The sequence below is a fragment of the Thalassospira sp. A40-3 genome, assembly GCF_015871485.1.
Taxonomy (GTDB): Bacteria; Pseudomonadota; Alphaproteobacteria; order Rhodospirillales; family Thalassospiraceae; genus Thalassospira; species Thalassospira tepidiphila.
The window spans coordinates 1,174,670-1,195,180 of record NZ_CP065428.1 but is presented as its reverse complement, the minus strand read 5'-3'; the positions used below and the strand labels follow the sequence as shown (position 1 = coordinate 1,195,180).

Below are 20,511 nucleotides of genomic sequence, written 5' to 3'. Positions count from 1 at the left end.
CTTTGCTAGAAGATTTCATCAAAGGACAGCCAACCACCGCCGATTAGCAGAACCTGCGATATTTGCGCAAAAAAGCGGGAACAACATTGTTGCTCCCGCCATGATCAGTCGTCGCGTTATTGTGTTATGCGTAAAAACACACCTAGTTCGACAGCGTCCCGAAATAGCCCGGCTGATAATCAATCGGCAGAAACCGGTCATGAAGCTGTTTGAAGGTTTCATCAGGATCGATATCTGCAAACAGATCGGGGTGAAACCATTTGGCCATCTGCTGAATGGCGACGAACTGATAGGGGCTGTTGTAAAACTGATGCCAGACCGCATGAAATGCGTTGGTCTTTTTCGCCTTGATCCCGAGATAGGCCGGTCGGGTCGGATAGAATTTCAACTTTTCAACAATCTCGTCCTGGTCGGCACCCGGACCAACCGGAACCCATTTGCCCCCCGGCACATAAACATTCCACATCGCGCTGGTGACGATGATGTGGTCCGGATCAGAAACAATGACCTGTTCGGCATTGATCTGCCCGAAGGTGCCCGGGATCAGATCCTTGGCAATATTGTCGCCACCGGCCATTTCAACCATCGCACCGAAATTGCCATCACCAAATGAATGGCAGCAATCCTCGTAAAACCCGGCGGCGCGGTCGATGAATACCTTTGGACGTTCCGGTTTCACACTTGCCAGACGATCAGTGATTTTTGCGATTTCGCCAGCACGGAACGCGATAAATTCCTCGGCACGGTCTTCCTTGCCAAACAGTTTTCCGAACAAACGTATGGACGGTTCGGTATTGATTTCCGGGCGGTTGCGAAAATCGACATAGACCACCGGAATATCAAGGGCTCCAAGCTTTTCGATATAGGCGGCTTCTTCCACCGCGCGCTTGGTTTCAAGATTGAGGAAAACGATATCAGGCTTTTGCGCAATCGTGGTTTCGATATCAATCAGGCTTTGTTCCAGCCCCTCAAAGGCCGGGATATCGGCAAATTCCGGGAACTTCGCAAGATAGGCCTGATAGGTTGCCGGATCGGCTTCGATCAGGTCCTTGCGCCAACCGACAATGCGCGCCGCCGGATTTTCGCGATCAAGGGCGGCAATGATGTAAAGCTGACGGCCTTCGCCAAGGATGGCACGTTTTATCGGGACATTGACCGCAACTTCGCGCCCGGCGATATCGGTTACCGTGATGGTTTCGGCCTGTGCTGGCATCGGCCCAATCAGAACCAAAACCATAAACACAAGCATCTGTGAAAGTTTACGCATCCTCGTTTTACTCCCCTGATAGCTCAGTCGGGTTTGTCGTACGACCGACACCAACCCGCGTCACAGCGGTCAGCACCAAGCCGACGAAATAGACAAAACCGACGAGAAAATAGATGTTTGAAAGCCCGGAAACTTGCGCGAACCAGCCGCCAATTGCGATCCCGGCAATCGATGAAAACTGGGCCGTGCTTTGCGCCAGTCCCAGCAAATATCCCTGCTGATGATCAGACGCGCTGCGTGACACCAGTGCGGTCAGAACCGGCGTGGTCGCGCCCAAAAGCATTCCCCACAGGAAATACATCGCGGCAAAAACAATGACCGACCCGGTCAGCCCGGCCGTTACGGTCACGACAATGCATCCGGCAATGACCAGACACAGCCGGCCCAAAACGCCGGGCGCGGAACGCCCTTCGAAATAACGCGCCCAAAGCGACGCGGTTGTCACAAAGCCCATCGCCAAAAGGCCGTAACACAGCCCTACAACCCAGTTGCCGACATCAAAAGTGTGCAGGACATAAATCGGAAACGGCGATTGCGTTACCATTCGGCCAAGCAACAGAACGCCGATGATCGTCAGCAAGGAAATTACCTGTGGCGATCGCACGATGCTCGGCTTGGTATCCGGTCTGTCACCTGTCTTAGGCCGCACCGGAGTGGCGACAGTCGGAAGTAACACCCAAACCGAAATCATGCAGAGTGCACACAGTATGGCCGCCGAAAAGTTGATCCAAAAGAAGCTGGCAAGATCAAGGATCACACCACCAACCAACGCCCCGCACAGCGAACCGAGATTGGTCGATACCTGCAAATAGGCAAACAGCTTTGCCCGCCGTGCCGGGCTTTCGACACTGACCCCGTACGCCTGGGCCGGCGCGATATAACCAGCACAGGCCCCTTGCAAGAACCGCAAGATCAGGATCGAAAAAACGTCACCAGAAAAGGCCAATGCAAGCTGGGTCGCGGCCAAGCCAAACAGGGCGCGTATCATCATCGCCTTGTGGCCGAACCGATCCCCGACCCGTCCCCAAAACGTGCTGGTCAACATGATACCCAGCATCGGCCCGACATAAACGCCGACACCGGCGAGTGTGAACAGATCATCCGAACTGGCAAGTGAACGCAGATGAACGGGCCAAAAAGGCCCGCTCATTTCCATGGCACCCATCGAAACCAGTTGCAGAACAAACAGGAGATGGATTTTCCTGTTTGTCCCGATCAGGTTTCCGGTCACATCAGAAGTCCGCGGTTAGCGACAACAGTGCTGTACGCGGAGCGCCCAACGAGACGAAGCGCCACTGGTTCACACCCGAATAGTAACTTTCATCGGTGACGTTCTGAACCGTCGCCCGAATGGTTACGGGGGTGTCGTAAAGTTCAGTCTTGTAACGCGCACCGATATCAAGCGTCGTCCATTCCGGAATGTCTTGAGTATTGGCGGTATCGACAAATTGCGACGATGTGTGTGTGACCGTACTGCTTAGTGTCAGACCATCGACAAACGGGGTGTCCCATTCGCCAACAAGATTGATCTGCATTTCAGGCGTTCCAACCGGCCGCTTGCCCAAGTTATCTGCGTTGACGGCTTCGGTAATTTCCGACTCAAGGAACATCACACCACCAAGCAACCGAATATCATCCGTCACCTGACCAAAAACATTGAGCTCAATACCACGGTTTCGCTGTTCGTTATCGGCAGTAAAGATATTGGTGCCGTCATCGGTATCACCGTCCGGCTGCGTGATCTGGAAGGCAGAGATGGAACCGCCAATATTCCCGAAATCAAGTTTGATGCCTGTTTCAATCTGTTTGGCGACATAAGGTGCCATCGCTTCGCCCGCGTTAGCGGCACTGCTGGGTGCAATATCTCCCTGATTGAGGCCCTCGATATAGTTGGCGTAAACCGACACAGTTTCAGTCGGCTTAACAACGATGCCTGCCATCGGACTGATTTCGCTGTCGTCATAGGAGCTGCTAACAACACCGCTGCTGTAGTTATCAACAGCAATGCTTTGATGCCGCGCCCCAAGGGTAACGAGAACCGTTTCATCAAGGAAGGCCAGCGTATCGGCCAATGCAAAGCCGGTTAGTTCCGATGCAGATGTTTTGGGCTTGCTGGCCGGGGCACTGACGGCAATCGGCGCGACCGCAGCCGTGGTGTAAATGTTGGCCGACGGGTTTGATCCGGCATTGCTGATGCCCTGACGTAGCTCGTCTTCGTAACGTGTCGCCTGAAGCGAGAGCTTGTGCTTGACCTCACCGGTTTCAAACTCGCCCCGCACGCCTGTGCTGGCAGACCATCGATCCGTCTGGAAACGGCGATAGGAAAGACCACTGTCGATGTAATCGCCAGCCGCATTCTGAACTGTCGGCGTGCCAAACAGACGATCAAGTTCGGTGCGCCCGCCGCCAAAGCTGCCAAAGACCGTAACGTCATCAAACAGGTCATATTCCGCCTGAATCATGCCGGAACGATCAACTGCATCCGACCATTCCCAATCCTGAATGAGGTTGGTGGAACCATCGGGCGCGTCGGGAATGGCAAAGCCGGAATTGAAACGCAGTTCACGTGCAGGCGCATCGAGGTTTTCACGCTGATCAATCAGATCAAGCGATGCCCGGAAGCGATCCCCTTGGTAATCAAGGGCCAGCGCACCAAGGGATGCTTCACGTGTCTGACGATCCAGATACGTGTCGCCATTGTGATAACCACCGTTAAAGCGAACGCCAAATTCGTCATCCGCCCCGAAACGGCGGCTGAAATCAATATCACCGCTGGCTTGTTCACCGCGACCGTAATCAACGCTTGTGCGTGTCAGATCCTTTTCACCGGCCCGCTTTGGCACGATATTGATCGCCCCGCCAACCGCGCCGGTGGGCGACATACCGTTTAGCAACGCATTGGGACCTTTGACGACTTCGATCCGCTCTGCCAAACCGGACATCACACGATAGGTCGGTGCCACCCCATAGGCACCGTTGAACGAAACTTCGCCGGTATTAAACAGGTTCACGCCAAAACCACGGATCTGATAGGTATCGAGGTTGGCCGTTTCGGCATTCGGCGCACGCACAGACGGGTCATTTTGCAGAACATCCGCGATGGTTTCCGCCTGCTGATCGGCGATATAGTCGCTGGTGTAGCTCGTAATACTGACCGGAGCATCCATGATGTCGGTATTGCCGAGCATGCCCAGTCGTCCGCCGGTTGCCACCTGCCCGCCAGCATAGGCCGGGGCAAGATCGGATTGCGTGCCGGTGGCCTCGACAATCACCGGATCGGTGACCATTTCGCCGCTGGCGCTATCCTGCGTGCTTGTGTCGGTAATGATCAGTGAACGGCTGCCAATCGCGCGATAGGACAAATCCGTGCCGCGAATAAGCATTTCGATTGCCGCCGGGACAGAAAAATCGCCACGGATTTCGCGCGTTCCGGAAATTTCGGGCAGTTCGATAGTATAGGCGATACTCCAGCCGGAAACATCGCCAATCTGGCTGATACCCTCGGCGATTGACCTGACGCTAAGATCAAAGCTGTAAAGTGCTTGCGCGACTTCGACCTGTTTGCCCGGCACGGTTTGAGTGTTGGTTTCCGCCGCCATCAAAGCGGTCGGCAGACCGATTGAGGATGTCATCAACAATGCCGAGATCAGGATATTCTTTTTTGATTTTGCCTGCTTGGAATACAAATTCCCGCTCCATTCTGAGATTGGTTTTTCAGGCAGGTCCCCCTGCACCTAGAAAAACAAACGAGCGGGAAAATAAACTCCTCACATGAGGAAGCACTTTTTTGCGAATTTTTCGCAATCTTAATAAATAATGGTTAACCAAGGTGATGTTTTGATCACCGATCCCCCCACCGCAACGGCAAGCGTGTCAAGGGACCTGGCAACATCATTGGTCGGAAAACTGCCCGAAACGGTTTTGTTTCCGATCTCACCTAAAACCATCAGACGGCCCGGTGCGAAGTTATCAAGACGCGCAACCAGATCATCCAGACGCACGTTCTGAACACTCAGACGCCCATGCATCCAACTTTGCACGGATGCAATATCGACGGCCTCCTTGGCGTTTAGCCCGCCAGCCCCGACGGCCACTGCATCCCCCGGTCCGAGCATGACACTGCTTGTATCGGCCCAGGTCGACACCCGGACAGCGCCCTCTTCGACGCCGACCGTTGTGTCGTGCGTCAGGTAATCAACATTGAAGCGCGTCCCAACCACTTCGACTGTTGCCATACCGGCCCGAACCCGGAAGCTGTCGCCATCGCGATGCATGACGTCAAAAAATGCCTGACCACGCAAAAGTTCGACATCCCGGTTCCCGTCTTCAAAGTCGGTGGCAATTGCGCTGTTGGCGGCAAGAAAAACCGCGGATCCATCCGGCAACCGCATCTCGGTTACCGTCGCGGCATCGGTAACAATATCGGCCTGAAGATTTTCCAGGGCATCGGGGTTAAGAAAGGCAACCATCGCCAATACCGCCACCGCCGCCGCACATGACGTCACAGTCCGTAGCGGAGAGAACCAGTCAAGCATCCTTTGCCAAACTGGCACCTGCCCGGCGTCTCTGACTGCAATGCGGCGGGCTGGCTCTTCGACCTGCGCCCAAAGAACACGCATCTGATCATAGGCAAGGCGGTTGCCTGTGTCGGCATTGAGCCAAGCATCAAATTCTTGCTCCTGCGAGGCCGTCAGCGCCCCACCTGCACGCTTTACGTGCCAAAGGGCTGCTTCGTCCTTTTGCGCCTCGGTCAGTTTAACGTCGCCTTGCATTGATCTGTTATCGGTCCACACGGTACTGGCTGTTATGCGATTTCTATAACGAATAAACGGCTGAGAACAAAATATCCTCATGCCGTTTGGCTCAAACTTTTCAATCTGTATCCCGATAGGCTTCAAGGCGTTGCTGGCAATGGCGCATGGTGCGTGCAAGTTGCTTTTCCACTGCGCTGACAGATATTCCGTATTTCTGCGCCAGTTTTGCGTTTGAAACCCCTTCGACCCGATGCAAAACAAACATCTCGCGCGCTTTGGGGGACAGTTCCAGCAAGGCCCGATCCAGTGCCGAGAGGGCCTGACGCGACTGGGCATGATCGTGCGGGGATGATGTTTCTCTCTGCCATAGCTGAACGGGCAAGATCCGGCGCATGAGCCCTGTGCGCCCCGCTGTGCTGCGATGATGATCAATCACGGCATTGCGCACAGACGCATAAAGAACCTTGACGTTTTCTTCGTCCGTGCCGTGATCCCCCGAAAGCAACAGTCTGGCATAGACGTCCTGAACAATTTCATCCGCCGTCTCACGGTCACCGATACGACGATTGGCCATCGAGACCAGTTGCCGACGGTGGTCCTCAAACAGTTTTGAGAGCGTGTTCTGCCAGGGCTTCATATTTGGATCATCTGCTGTCGCTTGGTCACGCTTTGTCGCGAATTGTCGCGTCGGGCCACAATGCGATTTCCGATCACACGGCAACCCGGAAGCGCAAGCTAACAACAATGATAATCATTTTCAATCGCAAAAGAGTTTTGATATTCAGCCCCGCATATTTGGCGGCTTTCATCGCTTATTTTTTCAGTTTCAACCGATTCCAATGGATTTTCCGCCCTGATTGCAAACGAAAGAAACAAAGATTTGCCTGCTGCCCAACAAGGGAATTGTTCAATCCTCCAATGATTACAATCTGTTACATTTCAGAAATTCAGTTTCGTTAATGAAAATTCCAAACAGCCATAATTTTCGCTTGCAATTATTTTGGGGCGTTCGTAACGTTTGTGAAAGAATAGAATGGCAGTTGAGAACAGCTGTCACAAATAAGAGCAATTGGGGAGGAATCGGTTGCTCACTCCAAAAACATATGACATCGCCATTATTGGTGGTGGGATCAATGGCACGGGCATTGCGCGTGACGCGTCAGGTCGTGGGCTAAGCGTCTATCTGTGTGAAAAGGATGACCTTGCCAGCGCGACCTCGTCGGCCAGCACAAAGCTGATCCATGGTGGCCTGCGGTATCTTGAACATTATGAATTCCGCCTTGTGCGTGAAGCGCTGATTGAGCGCGAAGTTCTTTTGCGTGCCGCCCCGCACATCATCTGGCCGCTTCGCTTTGTCCTGCCCCACGTCAAGGGTCTGCGCCCGGCATGGATGATCCGGCTTGGCCTGTTTTTGTATGACCATCTTGGCGGTCGTGAAAAACTTCCCGGGTCCGAGGGCATCAAGCTTGCCACCCACCCGGCCGGTGCGCCATTGGTCAAGGGAATGGACAAGGCATTTGTCTATTCCGATTGCTGGGTTCAGGATGCGCGCCTTGTGGTGCTGAACGCCATGGATGCTCGTGATCGCGGGGCCGATATCGAAACCCGCACCGAATGTGTATCGGCCAAACGCGAAAATGGCCTTTGGACCGTGACACTGCGCAATATCGACGACGGGTCGGAAAAAACCATTCAGGCCAAATCACTGGTCAATGCCGCAGGTCCCTGGTGTGCCGAGCTTCTTGAAAAACGGGTTGAGGCCAAGAAGAAACAAGGCATTCGTATGGTTCAGGGCAGCCACATCGTGGTGCCAAAACTGTTTGACCATGACTATTGCTATATCTTCCAGAATCCGGACGGGCGGATTGTTTTTGCCATCCCCTATGAGCAGGACTTTACCCTGATCGGCACGACCGATCGTGATTACAAAGGCGATCCGGCCAAGGTCGCGATCAGCGCAGATGAAACCAAATATCTTTGCGAACTTGCCAATACCTACTTCGAAAAGAAAATCACCACCGATGACGTTGTCTGGGCCTATTCCGGTGTCCGTCCGCTGTATGGCGATGGCAGCGAAGACGCATCCCAGGTAACCCGCGATTATGTTCTGGAAATTGACCGGGGCGAAAATGCCGATAATGGTGCGCCGCTTCTAAACATCTATGGCGGCAAGATCACCACCTATCGCAAGCTTGCGGAATCAGCGATGAGCAAGCTTTGCCCGCTACTTGGCAGCAACGATACAAGATGGACCGCGGACAAACCGCTTCCGGGCGGCGATATCCCCGATGCGGATTTCGAACGCTATCTTACTGCGATGCACAAGAAGTTTCCCTGGATTGCACAAGCACAGCTATACCGTTACGTGCAAAACTACGGCACACTCACCAATATGATCATTGGCGATGCCAGCGATCTGAAAGGGCTTGGAAAGCACTTCGGTGACGACGTATACGAGTGCGAATTGCGCTATCTGGTGGATCACGAATGGGCCAGAACGGCCGATGATATTTTGTGGCGCCGCTCCAAACTGGGGCTGCACCTTTCGGATGAGACGCGTAATGCCATTGTCCAATGGTTCAAAACCGAACCGACATCAAAAAACACCGTGAAAGCGGGCGAAGGAAACAGTGGAAAATGACCCTTACGCTTGAAAACATAACCAAGACCGTGGGTGGGGAGACCCATATCGACGATGTGTCGATGACGCTCGAACCGGGATCGTTCAACGTCCTTTTGGGGCGGACACTTGCCGGGAAGACGACGCTGATGCGGATTATGGCGGGGCTTGAGCCGCCGACCAAGGGCCGCATCCTTGTTGATAATGCTGATGTAACCGGCATGGCCGTGCAGAAACGCAATGTCGCCATGGTCTATCAGCAATTCATCAACTATCCGTCGATGAACGTGTTTGACAACATCGCATCCCCCCTGAAATTGCAGGGCGTTGATAAGGCAGAAATCGAAAAGCGTGTGCGTTCGACAGCCGAACTCATGCATATCGAACATCTGCTTGATCGCCTGCCACAGGAACTTTCCGGTGGTCAGCAGCAACGTACCGCCATGGCACGCGCCATGGTCAAGGATTGCAAGTTGCTGCTGCTTGACGAACCGCTGGTCAACCTGGATTACAAGCTGCGCGAAGAACTGCGCGAAGAGATCCCCAACCTTTTGGCCGAGCGCGACACCATTGTCGTCTATGCCACGACCGAGCCGATGGAAGCATTGTTGCTGGGTGGCAAGTGCGCGGTGATGCATGAAGGCCGGATGACCCAGTTTGGTCCGACGACCGAGGTTTATCACAACCCGGCCTCGGTCAAGACCGGCCTGATCTTTTCCGATCCGCCGATCAACCTTGTTGAAGCCGAAGTCCGCGATGGCGCGATCTTTATGAAAAGCGGCCATCAGGTGCCGCTGAAAGGGCATCTGGCGAACCTGTCCAATGGCGATTACACCCTTGGCATTCGCGCCAACCACCTGTCGGTTGATCCGACCGGGGATGACACGATCGCGATGCAGGGACAGGTCGAACTGGCCGAAATCACCGGTTCGGAAACCTTTGTCCACGTCCATTTCAATGATGTGTCCTGGGTGATCCAGGAAGAAGGCGTTCACAATCCGCGCCTTGGCGAAGCAACCCAGTTCTATGTCGATCCGACACGCCTGTTTGCCTTTGATGCGAATGGTGCGCTCGTGGCCGCCCCGCCGGTCGAAATTTCAAACGGCAAAGCGGCGTGAGGGAAGAGTAAGAAAATGGCACGTATTGATCTTAAAAGCCTTGCGCATTCCTACTTCCCCGATCCGAAAACGGACGAGGACTATGCCCTGCGTCGCATGGAGCATGTCTGGGAAGATGGCGGTGCTTATGCCCTGTTGGGCCCGTCGGGTTGCGGCAAGACGACTTTGCTGAACATCATCTCCGGCCTTCTGACCCCGTCACATGGGCAGGTCCTGTTTGATGGCAAGGATGTCACAAGCCTTGCCCCGGAAGAGCGCAACATCGCACAGGTTTTCCAGTTCCCGGTGATCTATGACACCATGACGGTCTATGACAACCTGGCCTTCCCGCTGCGCAATCGCGGCATTGATGAAAAGCGCGTTGATGCCCGTGTGCGTGAAATTGCCGGCATGCTGGATCTGACCGGCAAGCTCAAGCAAAAGGCGCGCGGCCTTGGTGCGGATGAAAAACAGACGATCTCGCTGGGGCGTGGTCTGGTGCGTGACGATGTTTCGGCCATTCTGTTTGACGAACCGCTGACGGTGATTGACCCGCATCTGAAATGGGTTCTGCGCCGCAAGCTTAAAGAAATTCACAACAAGCTGCGCCCGACCATGGTGTATGTCACCCATGATCAGGTCGAAGCTCTGACTTTTGCCGACAAGGTTGTCGTCATGTATGGCGGCAAGGTCGTGCAGCTGGGCACCCCGCAGGAACTGTTTGAAAATCCGGCCCATACCTTTGTCGGTTACTTCATCGGAAGCCCCGGCATGAACATTATGGATTGCAAGATCGATGATGGTGCGGCCTGGGTTGATGGTCAGCGGATCGGTCTTTCGGACCGTCACCTTGAAGCCGTTTCCAAACAGACCGGCAAGCTTGAACTCGGCATTCGTCCCGAATTCCTGACCCTTGAAACCGGCAACGCCGACAAGGGATCAGACGGGATCGAAGTTAACATCACCAAGGTCGAAGACCTTGGCCAGTTCAAGATCGCGACCACCCGGTTCGGCGCATCTGAAATCAAGGTCAAGCTCGGCGAAGACGAACAGGTTGTCGGCCAGTCCGGCATTCTGCGCTTTGCGCCGGAATGGACCAAGCTTTACGCCGACAGTCAGTTGGTCGCGTAAGGGGGGATGGGGAAATGAACAAGATTACCAACAACAAGGCCTGGTTCCTCGTCCTGCCAGTGTTCTTTATCGTCGCCATCAGCGCGATCATTCCGCTGATGACGGTTGTGAACTATTCGGTTCAGGACATTTTCGATCCGCAGACGCGTTTCTTTGTCGGTACCGAATGGTTTGAACAGGTTCTGGGCGACAGTCGCCTGCATGATGCGCTGCTGCGTCAGATCATCTACACCCTTTCGGTTCTATTCATCGAAATTCCGCTGGGCATTGCGGTTGCACTGACCCTGCCGCGCAAGGGCTGGGGCGTTTCGGCATCGATGGTGCTGCTTGCCTTGCCGCTGCTTATTCCATGGAACGTGGTTGGCACCATCTGGCAGATCTTTGGCCGTGCAGACATTGGTCTGGGTGGCTATGTCATCAATCTGATGGGCATTGATTACAACTATGCCCAGAACCCGATGGACGCGTGGATCACGGTGCTTGTCATGGATGTCTGGCACTGGACAAGCCTGATTGTGCTGCTGTGCTATGCTGGCTTGCGGTCAATCCCGGATGCCTATTATCAGGCGGCCAAGATTGACGGTGCATCGCGCTGGGCCGTGTTCCGCTTCATTCAGTTGCCGAAGATGCAGTCGGTTCTCGTGATCGGTGTCCTGCTGCGCTTTATGGACAGCTTCATGATCTATACCGAACCGTTCGTCCTCACAGGTGGCGGTCCGGGTAACGCAACCACCTTCCTCAGCCAGTTCCTGACCCGGATGGCAGTCGGTCAGTTTGACCTTGGTCCTGCTGCGGCCTTCTCGCTGGTCTACTTCCTGATCATTCTGTTGGTTTGCTGGGTTTTCTATACCGTCGTGATGAACGCCGGAAAGCAGGGGGAACAATAAAATGCAGTTCCAGAAACGACATATCGGACTTCTTCTTTATATCCTGTTCCTGTTGGTTCCGATCTATTGGCTGTTCAACATGTCAATCAAGACCAATACGGAAATCCTGGGCGCAATGACCCTGTTCCCGGACAATCCGACATTGGCCAACTACGCAACCATCCTGACCGATCCGGCATGGTACACGGGTTATATCAACTCGATGATCTATGTCGGTATCAACGTGGTGATCTCGCTCGTGGTCGCCCTGCCCGCGGCTTATGCCTTTTCGCGGTTCAACTTTACCGGCGACAAGCATCTGTTCTTCTGGCTTCTGACCAACCGTATGGCACCGCCGGCCGTGTTCCTGTTACCGTTCTTCCAGCTTTATTCAAGTGTCGGCCTGTTTGACACCCATATCGCTGTGGCACTCGCACACTGCCTGTTTAACGTGCCGCTGGCCGTCTGGATCCTTGAAGGTTTCATGTCGGGCATTCCAAAGGAAATCGATGAAACCGCCTATATCGACGGTTATTCGTTCCCGCGGTTCTTTGCCACGATCTTCTTGCCGCTGATCAGGTCCGGCATCGGTGTGACCGCGTTCTTCTGCTTTATGTTCAGCTGGGTTGAACTGCTGCTGGCGCGCACACTGACCTCGGTCGAGGCCAAGCCGATTGCCGCCACCATGACCCGTACCGTTTCGGCATCGGGCCTTGATTGGGGCGTTCTGGCGGCTGCGGGTGTTTTAACAATCGTCCCGGGCGCCTTGGTGATCTGGTTCGTTCGCAACTACATCGCCAAAGGTTTCGCGATGGGTCGCGTGTAATCGGAAAACAGGAGGAATATCAAAATGGCATGGATGGCCTGGACCCCGATTACCGCCGCGTTCTTTGGTTGCATCTTTTTGATGCTGATCGGGATGGGAATTTGGCAGGCGGTTTCACCGACCGTTCCGCGGCGTGGCTTTTTGCCACTGACCACCACACGCGGTGATCGCCTGTTTATCAGTTTGCTTGGAGCCGCCTATATCCATCTTGGCTGGCTGGCATTTACCGATGCCGCCCTTTGGATCGGTTCCATCATCGCACTTGTCTGGCTCGTCATTGTGATGCGCTGGGGTTAACAACCAAAACGGTACCGCGTCCTGCAGCGGTGCCGTTTTCGAACGAATTCATCACGGTGGGCTGTCCGTCTTCCCCCAGCGTCGATGACCGGGTTTACCGGATGAGCAATAAGGAAGACGACCAGGGAGAAAACGACATGATCGTTAAAGCCAAAGGTGCCAAAAGCGTTGTTAAAGGCAGCGCCGTTGCAGTCGCCCTTGGTCTTGCTGTGCTGGCGAACCCGGCCATGGCAGATCAATATACCGACGCGGCGAAAAAATGGATCGACAGCGAGTTCCAGCCGTCGAGCCTGAGCAAAGACGCCCAGATGGCCGAACTGGAATGGTTCATCAAAGCAGCTGAACCGTTCCGCGGCATGGACATCAACGTGGTGTCTGAAACCATCACCACGCACGAATATGAGTCCAAGGTCCTGGCAAAGGCCTTCTCGGAAATCACCGGGATCAACCTGACCCATGACCTGATCGGCGAAGGCGATGTCATCGAAAAACTGCAGACCCAAATGCAGTCGAACCGCAACATCTATGACGCCTTCATCAATGACTCGGACCTGATCGGGACCCACGCGCGTTATGACGCGGTTGTGCCGCTGACCGACTGGATGGCGGGCGAAGGTTCGGACGTTACCTCTCCGACCCTGGATCTGGACGACTTCATCGGTCTGTCCTTCACCACCGGTCCGGATGGCAAGCTTTATCAGCTTCCTGACCAGCAGTTCGCGAACCTTTACTGGTTCCGTTATGACTGGTTCCAGCGTGAAGACCTGCAAAAGCAGTTCAAGGACAAGTACGGCTATGACCTGGGCGTTCCGGTCAACTGGTCGGCTTATCAGGACATCGCCGAATTCTTCACCAATGACGTTGGTGAGATCGATGGCCAGAAAGTCTATGGCCACATGGATTACGGCAAAAAAGACCCGTCACTGGGTTGGCGCTTCACCGATGCGTGGCTTTCCATGGCTGGCGCTGGCGACAAGGGCATCCCGAACGGCCTTCCGGTCGACGAATGGGGTATCCGTGTTGAAGGTTGCTCGCCTGCTGGCTCAAGCGTGACCCGTGGCGGTGCCGCAAACGGCCCGGCAGCGGTTTATGCCCTGACCAAATATATCGACTGGCTCAAGGCTTATGCCCCGCCAGAAGCAGCCGGCATGACCTTTGGTGAAGCTGGTCCGGTTCCGGCACAGGGCCAGATCGCACAGCAGATCTTCTGGTACACCGCCTTTACCGCCGACATGGCGAAAAAAGGTACTCCGGTTGTGAACGAAGACGGCACGCCGAAATGGCGTATGGCCCCGTCGCCGCACGGCCCGTACTGGGAAGAAGGCATGAAGCTTGGTTATCAGGATGTGGGTTCCTGGACTCTGATGAAGTCCACCCCGGTTGAGCGCCGCAAAGCTGCATGGCTCTATGCACAGTTCACCACCTCGAAAACCGTATCGCTGAAAAAGACCCTGACTGGTCTGACACCGATCCGTCAGTCTGACCTGGATACCCAGGAAATGACCGATATCGCTCCGAACTGGGGTGGTCTGGTCGAGTTCTATCGTTCGCCGGCCCGTGTTCAGTGGTCGCCGACCGGTACCAACGTTCCGGATTATCCGAAACTGGCGCAGCTCTGGTGGCAGAACGTTGCCGAAGCTGTAACCGGCGAACGGACCCCGCAGGAAGCCATGGACAACCTTGCGACTTCCATGGACCGTGTGATGGAGCGTCTTGAGCGTGCAGGCATCGGTGGTGAATGCGCACCGAAGCTGAACGAAGAACGTGATGCCCAGTACTGGTTCGACCAGCCGGGCGCACCGAAACCGAAACTTGCCAACGAAAAACCGCAGGGTGAGACCGTCAAATATGACGATCTGATCGCGGAATGGCGTGCAGCCCAGTAATTCGGGCTACACTACTGGGGGTGTCGGGGGTGATTTTTTCACCCCCGACCGTCCCACCCGATTTTCCAATAGAATTCATATTTCCGACGCGTATTCCGTTAAGTCATAAAAACCCAAGAAGTCCGTAAAAAGGATGCACATTTCCCAAAAAGGGAATTGTCTGCCCAAAGAAAAAACAAAGGGCCAGACAGGGAGGAAACAGTGAATACCGCCATCAAAAAACGTCGCGCGGGCCTTGGCATTCAAGGTCGGCTTATGGCTTCTTTTGCCTTGATTCTGGTTCTGGCCGGGATTTCATCGGCCGTGTCATGGGTATCTTTTGGCAGCAATCGCGATCTTGTCGCTGATATCACGACCAACAGCCTGCCCTCGATCATCCGTCAGATGGAACTGGCGACGAACGGTGTTGGCCTTGCCGCACAAGCCCCCGTGCTTGCCGCGTCACGGGATGCCGAAGAACTGGCAGCAACCGAGGCCCGCCTTGATCAACTTGTTGCCAATGCACGGGCCAGACTTCAGGAAATCACCGAAGCCAATCCGGATTCCATCATTATTGACCTTGCCGCCCGGAACGTCGGCGCAGGTGAGGGTGAACGTGAAGGGGCCAACGCACCCGCGGTTGCCGATGGCACGGAGAGCACTGGTGGCTCCGAAGCACAAAGCGCTGATGCGCAAACCACTGCGCCAGAGCCGGAACTTGTCGATGCCATTTCCATTCTAAGAGAGCATCTTGATAACATCGTCACCGGGCGTGAACACCTTCATGAACTGACCACCAGACGCCTTGAGATTGAAAAGCTGCGCGGTGATCTGACCCTTGATATGGTCTTTGCCTATAGCGACCTGTCAGAGTTCCTGAGCCCGTTGGTCGAGGTCGTTGATATTGATGTCGATCGCGGTATATCGCGCGTCGCCAATGGCAACACCGACGCAGCAGAAAAGCTTGGAGAGACCATCGGCTTTTCACAGCTGATTGCCGAAATCCGCGCCAATGTGAACCTTGCCTTTGGCATGCTGACCGCCGCCATCGCCGTGCCCGAGGGCGAGGCCATGGATGAAGTCCGCAGTCAATGGAGCTGGGCGGAGCTGCGCATTACCGATGCGCTTGAAGAACTGCCAGACAATGATGACGGAAAGCGTATCCGTGAACTTGCCAATGCCCTTCTGGCCTTTGGCAAAGGCAGCAACAGTGTCTTTGATCTGCGCGAGGCAGAATGGGACAACCAGTATGAAACGGAACAAACCCTTGATGCCACACTGGCAACCGCCGAGGCGCTGTCACACGCCATCGCGTTGATGGTCGACACCAAGCGCACCGAGGTTGACGCCAACGCCAGCGAAGCCCTTTCAAAGGTCGAATGGGATCAACAGGTCATTGCGATCATCGGGATTTCTGTTCTGTTGATATCGCTTCTGATCATGCTGTTTTATGTGCGCGGCAACCTGATCAAGCGTCTTCTGCGCGTGATTGACGGAATGCGCAAGGTTGCCAACGGCGATCTTTCGACCGAAGTCAACGATACCGGCCGGGATGAAATTGGCCGAATGGCCGAAATCCTCGGACAGTTCCGTGAAACCAGCCTTGCCGCACAACAGGCCGAAGAAAAAGTTGCCCGCGAACGCGAACAGGCTGAACACGAACGGCGGCGCGCAATGCTTGATCTGGCTGATGCGTTTGAAACGTCAATCCTGCAAGTCGCCCAGGACGTCGCGCACGAGGCAGAAAACATCCAGACCACATCCGATCAGGTCCGTGATCGGGCACAGGTGGCCTCGACCAATGCCACCGGTGTTGCTGGCGCGTCCGAGGAAATATCGATCAATATGGCATCGGTATCGGATGCCACACAGTCGCTTTCGGATCGGGTGCGCGATACCGGGCATCGGGCGCAAAAGTCGGTTGGTGCCGCCACCAGTGCGGTCGAAGCTGCCCAACGGACAAATGCCACCATGCATGAACTTGAAACCGGTGCGCAGGAAATCGGCGAGATCCTGAACCTTATTCAGGACATTGCAGCCCAGACCAATCTGTTGGCGCTGAATGCAACGATTGAAGCCGCCCGTGCCGGTGAAGCTGGCAAAGGGTTTGCGGTTGTCGCACAGGAAGTCAAAAACCTTGCCAACCAGACCGGAACGGCCACCGACCGCATTGCCCAGCGCATCAACGAAATCCAGTCGACCACCGGGGTTGCCGTCAAGGCCATCGCCGAAATTCGAGACAGCATCACCGGCATCCATGAAACCGTGGGCGAAATGTCGGACGCTGTATCCGAGCAGCAGGAATTCGTTGCTGAAATCGCCAGCAACGTCGAACAATCCGCAACAGCTGCCAGCGAGATGAATGGCACGATTACGCAGGTCAGCGCCGCAGCAGATGACAACCTTGCCGCGGTTGACGGCCTGCTTGATGCGACAGGTCGCCTTCGCAACCAGTCCGATGATCTGGGCAATCGGGTTCGTGACTTCCTGCGCACCATCCGTTCGGAACAGCCCCAAACGACATCCCGCAATCAACCAGAAGAAGTTGCCTCCCTGCGATGAAAGCAAACTGCCAGGACAGGCCATCAGGTCTGTTCTGGCACATTTTTTTTCGCCCGCCTGGCACAGAAATGTTAGACAAGACACCATGAAAAACATCATCGCCCGTTCAGCAAAACCATCCTGTTTGAAAGCCACACGCGTTGGTGCTCTGGCACTTGCCACGGTGATTACCTCGATGATCGCCCTGGGTTCAGCCCCGGTGTTGGCATCGTCGGCCCTTGATGACGGCATCAAGGCCTATCGCCACGGGGAATTTGAAAAGTCGGCCGGTATTTTCTCATCGCTGGCAGACAACGGTGATGCCACCGCGCAATATCTTCTGTCCTGCCAGACCATCAATGGCGTTGGCGTTACTGCCAACGAAGATGCAGGCTGGATGCTGATGGAACAGGCATCAGATAACAACAACCCAAATGCCAGCGTTGTCATGGCTAGGCGTCTCGAGGCGATGGGCGGTGACAAAGACAAAATTCGCGGCCTCTATATTGCCGCCGCCCAAAAGAACAACACGCAGGCAATGCTTTGGCTGGCCCTTGATGCGCTTGATCGCGGCGATGCGGCACAGGCCGAAGCCCACCTTAAACAGGCGTGGGAACTTGGTGATCCACGTGCGGCGACACTTCTTGCCAACCGCTTTGCCAAAAGCGATGTCGATCGCCTGACATATTTGCGCCGTGCTGCCCAACACGGCGAAATGCGTGCGGCCGCCTACCTTGCCGAAGAAGCCCGCACGGTCGATGACAAGGCCGAAGCCGTTGGCTGGTGCGCTATTGCGACCGGCATGCCAGGTCATAACGAAGATGTCGACTGGAAAACCATCGGTGATGCGGTCGAAAAGAACTGCGGCCAGTTTGACAAGGACCTGTCGCCCAAAGACCGCGCGATCAACCGCGAACGCGTCGATCATTTTCTGTCCGAGTTCTTCAAGAACTACGAACCGTGGCAGCCTTGGCGGGCCTGCGCGGTTGATTAATCCTGCGTAGATACAGCGCTGGCAAGCGCACTGTTGATCAGCTTCAGATCATCTGGCGTATTGACGTTGGTAAACGGTTCCAACCCGTAAACCCTATCTTCAAACACCACCCGCGGCGCACCCAGCGCCTGCAACGGACCGCGTACCCGCCGATCATCGGACGCCAGCAGATCGGCAATCACCGGGGCCGCATCGCGGTGCCAGATGCTTGAAAGGTAATGGTCGCGGTCTGCGTGACTGGCAAAGGCCGCCTTCGCCCCGGCATCCTCGGCTGCGGCCTGCAAACGCCCCACCATATCAAGCGGCACAATCGGGCAATCGACGGGAAACGTCACCAGCCAATCGATACCGTCCGGCAAGGCTAACAGACCACCCAGAATACCGCCCAGTGGCCCCTGCCCCGGTTTGGGCGCATCACCAACCACCAGCAGGCGGTAATCCATAAACGCCTCAGTCCCGGCATTGGATGAAATCATCACCTGATCGCATTGGGCTTGGGCAACATCAATCACCCGCCCGATCAGGCTTTTGCCCCCGACCTCGCGAAACGCCTTGTTCCCGCCCATACGTCGTGCCTCGCCCCCGGCGAGAACAAGGCCAAGGGTTGGGACATGTTGGGATTGGGGCGTGTTCACGATAAGACCAAACCTTTGAAGGGGGCGAATAATCAGGCGCCCTCATCATAATCCAGTGCGTCAACCGTTGCATCTGTCGTCTTGTCACGAACGCGTTTTCTAAAGCCGCGCCCTAATGCTGCACTGCGTCATTTTTACATTGTCGCCCTACAGGCATTGATTTAGAGTGATTAAAGACTTTGCGACTTCCGCCTTGATGCCGGACGACCGGTATTCCTGATCCGATCAATGGGGACGGCCCCGCAAGACAGGAGGCCCCCATGGCCTGGACAGCGTTGGTTATTGCCGGATTTCTCGAAATTTGCTGGGCGATTGGCCTGAAATACACCGAAGGCTTCACCAAGCCTATCCCTAGTGCCTTGACCATTGCCGCGATCGCCGCCAGCTTCTGGCTACTTTCAATCGCCATGCGCACCATCCCGATCGGAACGGCCTATGCAATCTGGACCGGCATCGGTGCCGCCGGTGCGGTGATCTTTGGCATCATCATGGTCGGCGAACCCGCCAACCCCGGACGATTGGTCGCTATCGCGCTGATCCTTTCCGGGATCGTGATGCTGAAATTGTTCAGTCCGAGCTAACCCTTCGTACGTAAAAAAAGCCAAACGGCAGATAGACGAACGGCGCAGCCTGTGACTGCGCCGTTGATTTCCATTGTTTAGCTGGCCGCACGTCGTTCAAATTTGCGATTGCCGAGATACACCAAAACCATCGCACCCAGCAGCAAGGCAATTGCCGCCCATCGCTTCGGGTCCAATGCAATCTGATCATTCCCGAGCCATGCAAAATTATCGATCAGCAAACTCATTGCAAGCTGTCCGGAAATCACAGCAACCGTAGCAGCAGCAATACCAACACGTGGCACGGCAAACACCATTACCACAATATAGCAGACGCCAAAAAAGGCGCCTGTCAGCTGCCACTTGGGGGCGTCAAGCAATGTCAGTTCCTGCGGCGGCTGAACAAACAGTACCAGTAAGATACTGATTACAGCGCCAAGAACAAATGTCAGCCAAGCGGTGCCCAACACGCCCGCAGCCGCCCCAAGCCGCCCGTTCACAGATGATTGCACCGACAGCGCACAGCCACCGAGCAACGCGATAAGAATAACAAAAAACGTAACCATCAGTCACCTCAGTGGATAAGCCAGAGTGCCAACGCAATCAGGATCAATGCGCCAAACCGATAACGATCTACCGGTTGCTTTTGCACACCAAAGGCGCCGTAATGATCCAACAACAGACTTGCGCCGAGTTGTCCAAACAGGATTGCAACCATTGTTGCGCCAACACCGATAATCGGCGTGGTGGTGGTAATGACAACGACATAAACCGGACCTAAAACACCACCCGTCAACATCCAGCGCGGTTGCGCAAACAATTGTGGCAAAGACCGATTGCGGGCGAACACCAGCGCCAGTGACAACAGCAAACTACCAACCAGAAAAATGCACAGGGTCGCGGACATGTGTCCGACATTCTCACCCAACGGCCCGAGTAGCCCTGCCTCGACAGACAGCCCCATGCCCGCTGCAAACACGATGAGCAATATCAATATCTGCTTCATTTCAAACTCCGTTAACTTGCAACGGAACATACTTTGCACCAAACTGGGCAAC

At 55.0% G+C, this 20,511-nt stretch carries 18 protein-coding genes; 10 read left to right on the top strand and 8 right to left on the bottom strand.

The genetic code is table 11. From position 1 onward, the window contains the following. Positions 1–142: 142 nt before the first annotated feature. The 5 genes from IT893_RS05365 to IT893_RS05345 form a co-directional block, all read right to left on the bottom strand. The gene (locus IT893_RS05365) at positions 143–1,267 is read right to left on the bottom strand and encodes an ABC transporter substrate-binding protein (protein WP_197147096.1); all 1,125 of its coding nucleotides are present in this window, start codon (positions 1,265–1,267) and stop codon (positions 143–145) included. 7 nt (positions 1,268–1,274) lie between these two features. Then, entirely contained in the window at positions 1,275–2,498 is a 1,224-nt protein-coding gene (locus IT893_RS05360) for an MFS transporter (protein WP_197147095.1), read from the bottom strand. A gap of 1 nt (position 2,499) precedes the next feature. After that, the gene (locus tag IT893_RS05355; protein ID WP_197147094.1) at positions 2,500–4,953 is read right to left on the bottom strand and encodes a TonB-dependent siderophore receptor; all 2,454 of its coding nucleotides are present in this window, start codon (positions 4,951–4,953) and stop codon (positions 2,500–2,502) included. A gap of 120 nt (positions 4,954–5,073) precedes the next feature. Beyond that, the gene (locus tag IT893_RS05350; RefSeq protein ID WP_197147093.1) at positions 5,074–6,039 is read right to left on the bottom strand and encodes a FecR domain-containing protein; all 966 of its coding nucleotides are present in this window, start codon (positions 6,037–6,039) and stop codon (positions 5,074–5,076) included. A gap of 100 nt (positions 6,040–6,139) precedes the next feature. Further along, the gene (locus tag IT893_RS05345) at positions 6,140–6,658 is read right to left on the bottom strand and encodes an RNA polymerase sigma factor (RefSeq protein WP_197147092.1); all 519 of its coding nucleotides are present in this window, start codon (positions 6,656–6,658) and stop codon (positions 6,140–6,142) included. A gap of 447 nt (positions 6,659–7,105) precedes the next feature. Here IT893_RS05345 and glpD point away from each other — a divergent pair, with 447 nt between their 5' ends. From glpD to IT893_RS05300, 9 genes are all read left to right on the top strand, one after another. Then, on the top strand, positions 7,106–8,662 hold the full coding sequence (gene glpD, locus IT893_RS05340; protein WP_064782497.1) for a glycerol-3-phosphate dehydrogenase: 1,557 nt from the start codon (positions 7,106–7,108) through the stop codon (positions 8,660–8,662). Continuing rightward, complete coding sequence (locus IT893_RS05335) at positions 8,659–9,759, top strand: ABC transporter ATP-binding protein (protein ID WP_008890107.1); 1,101 nt, start codon at positions 8,659–8,661, stop codon at positions 9,757–9,759. Before glpD ends, IT893_RS05335 begins: the two co-directional genes overlap by 4 nt. A 15-nt stretch (positions 9,760–9,774) precedes the next feature. Continuing rightward, positions 9,775–10,869: an ABC transporter ATP-binding protein gene (locus IT893_RS05330; protein WP_064788364.1), complete on the top strand. Its 1,095-nt coding sequence runs from the start codon at positions 9,775–9,777 to the stop codon at positions 10,867–10,869. A gap of 14 nt (positions 10,870–10,883) precedes the next feature. Continuing rightward, the gene (locus IT893_RS05325; protein WP_197147091.1) at positions 10,884–11,756 is read left to right on the top strand and encodes a carbohydrate ABC transporter permease; all 873 of its coding nucleotides are present in this window, start codon (positions 10,884–10,886) and stop codon (positions 11,754–11,756) included. 1 nt (position 11,757) lies between these two features. Continuing rightward, on the top strand, positions 11,758–12,561 hold the full coding sequence (locus IT893_RS05320; RefSeq protein ID WP_008890110.1) for a carbohydrate ABC transporter permease: 804 nt from the start codon (positions 11,758–11,760) through the stop codon (positions 12,559–12,561). 24 nt (positions 12,562–12,585) lie between these two features. After that, on the top strand, positions 12,586–12,858 hold the full coding sequence (locus IT893_RS05315; protein ID WP_063087963.1) for a DUF2160 domain-containing protein: 273 nt from the start codon (positions 12,586–12,588) through the stop codon (positions 12,856–12,858). 137 nt (positions 12,859–12,995) lie between these two features. Beyond that, positions 12,996–14,744: an ABC transporter substrate-binding protein gene (locus tag IT893_RS05310; RefSeq protein ID WP_197147656.1), complete on the top strand. Its 1,749-nt coding sequence runs from the start codon at positions 12,996–12,998 to the stop codon at positions 14,742–14,744. Positions 14,745–14,945: 201 nt separating this feature from the next. Continuing rightward, entirely contained in the window at positions 14,946–17,285 is a 2,340-nt protein-coding gene (locus tag IT893_RS05305; RefSeq protein WP_197147090.1) for a methyl-accepting chemotaxis protein, read from the top strand. An 85-nt stretch (positions 17,286–17,370) separates the two neighbouring features. After that, on the top strand, positions 17,371–18,258 hold the full coding sequence (locus IT893_RS05300) for a tetratricopeptide repeat protein (protein WP_252724083.1): 888 nt from the start codon (positions 17,371–17,373) through the stop codon (positions 18,256–18,258). Here the strand turns inward: IT893_RS05300 and mobA are convergent. Then, positions 18,255–18,893, bottom strand: coding sequence for a molybdenum cofactor guanylyltransferase MobA (mobA, locus tag IT893_RS05295; RefSeq protein ID WP_197147089.1), 639 nt, complete (start codon positions 18,891–18,893; stop codon positions 18,255–18,257). The genes IT893_RS05300 and mobA overlap by 4 nt on opposite strands. A gap of 260 nt (positions 18,894–19,153) precedes the next feature. Between mobA and sugE the strand changes: the two genes are divergently transcribed. Continuing rightward, positions 19,154–19,474, top strand: a complete 321-nt coding sequence (gene sugE / locus IT893_RS05290) for a quaternary ammonium compound efflux SMR transporter SugE (protein WP_008890117.1) — start codon at positions 19,154–19,156, stop codon at positions 19,472–19,474. Between the two features lie 77 nt (positions 19,475–19,551). Here the strand turns inward: sugE and IT893_RS05285 are convergent, their stop codons facing one another. Beyond that, positions 19,552–20,019 carry a DMT family transporter gene (locus tag IT893_RS05285; protein WP_197147088.1) on the bottom strand — a complete coding sequence of 156 codons (468 nt, stop codon included), beginning with the start codon at positions 20,017–20,019 and terminating at the stop codon, positions 19,552–19,554. 8 nt (positions 20,020–20,027) lie between these two features. Then, complete coding sequence (locus IT893_RS05280; protein WP_197147087.1) at positions 20,028–20,510, bottom strand: DMT family transporter; 483 nt, start codon at positions 20,508–20,510, stop codon at positions 20,028–20,030. Position 20,511 lies beyond the last annotated feature (1 nt).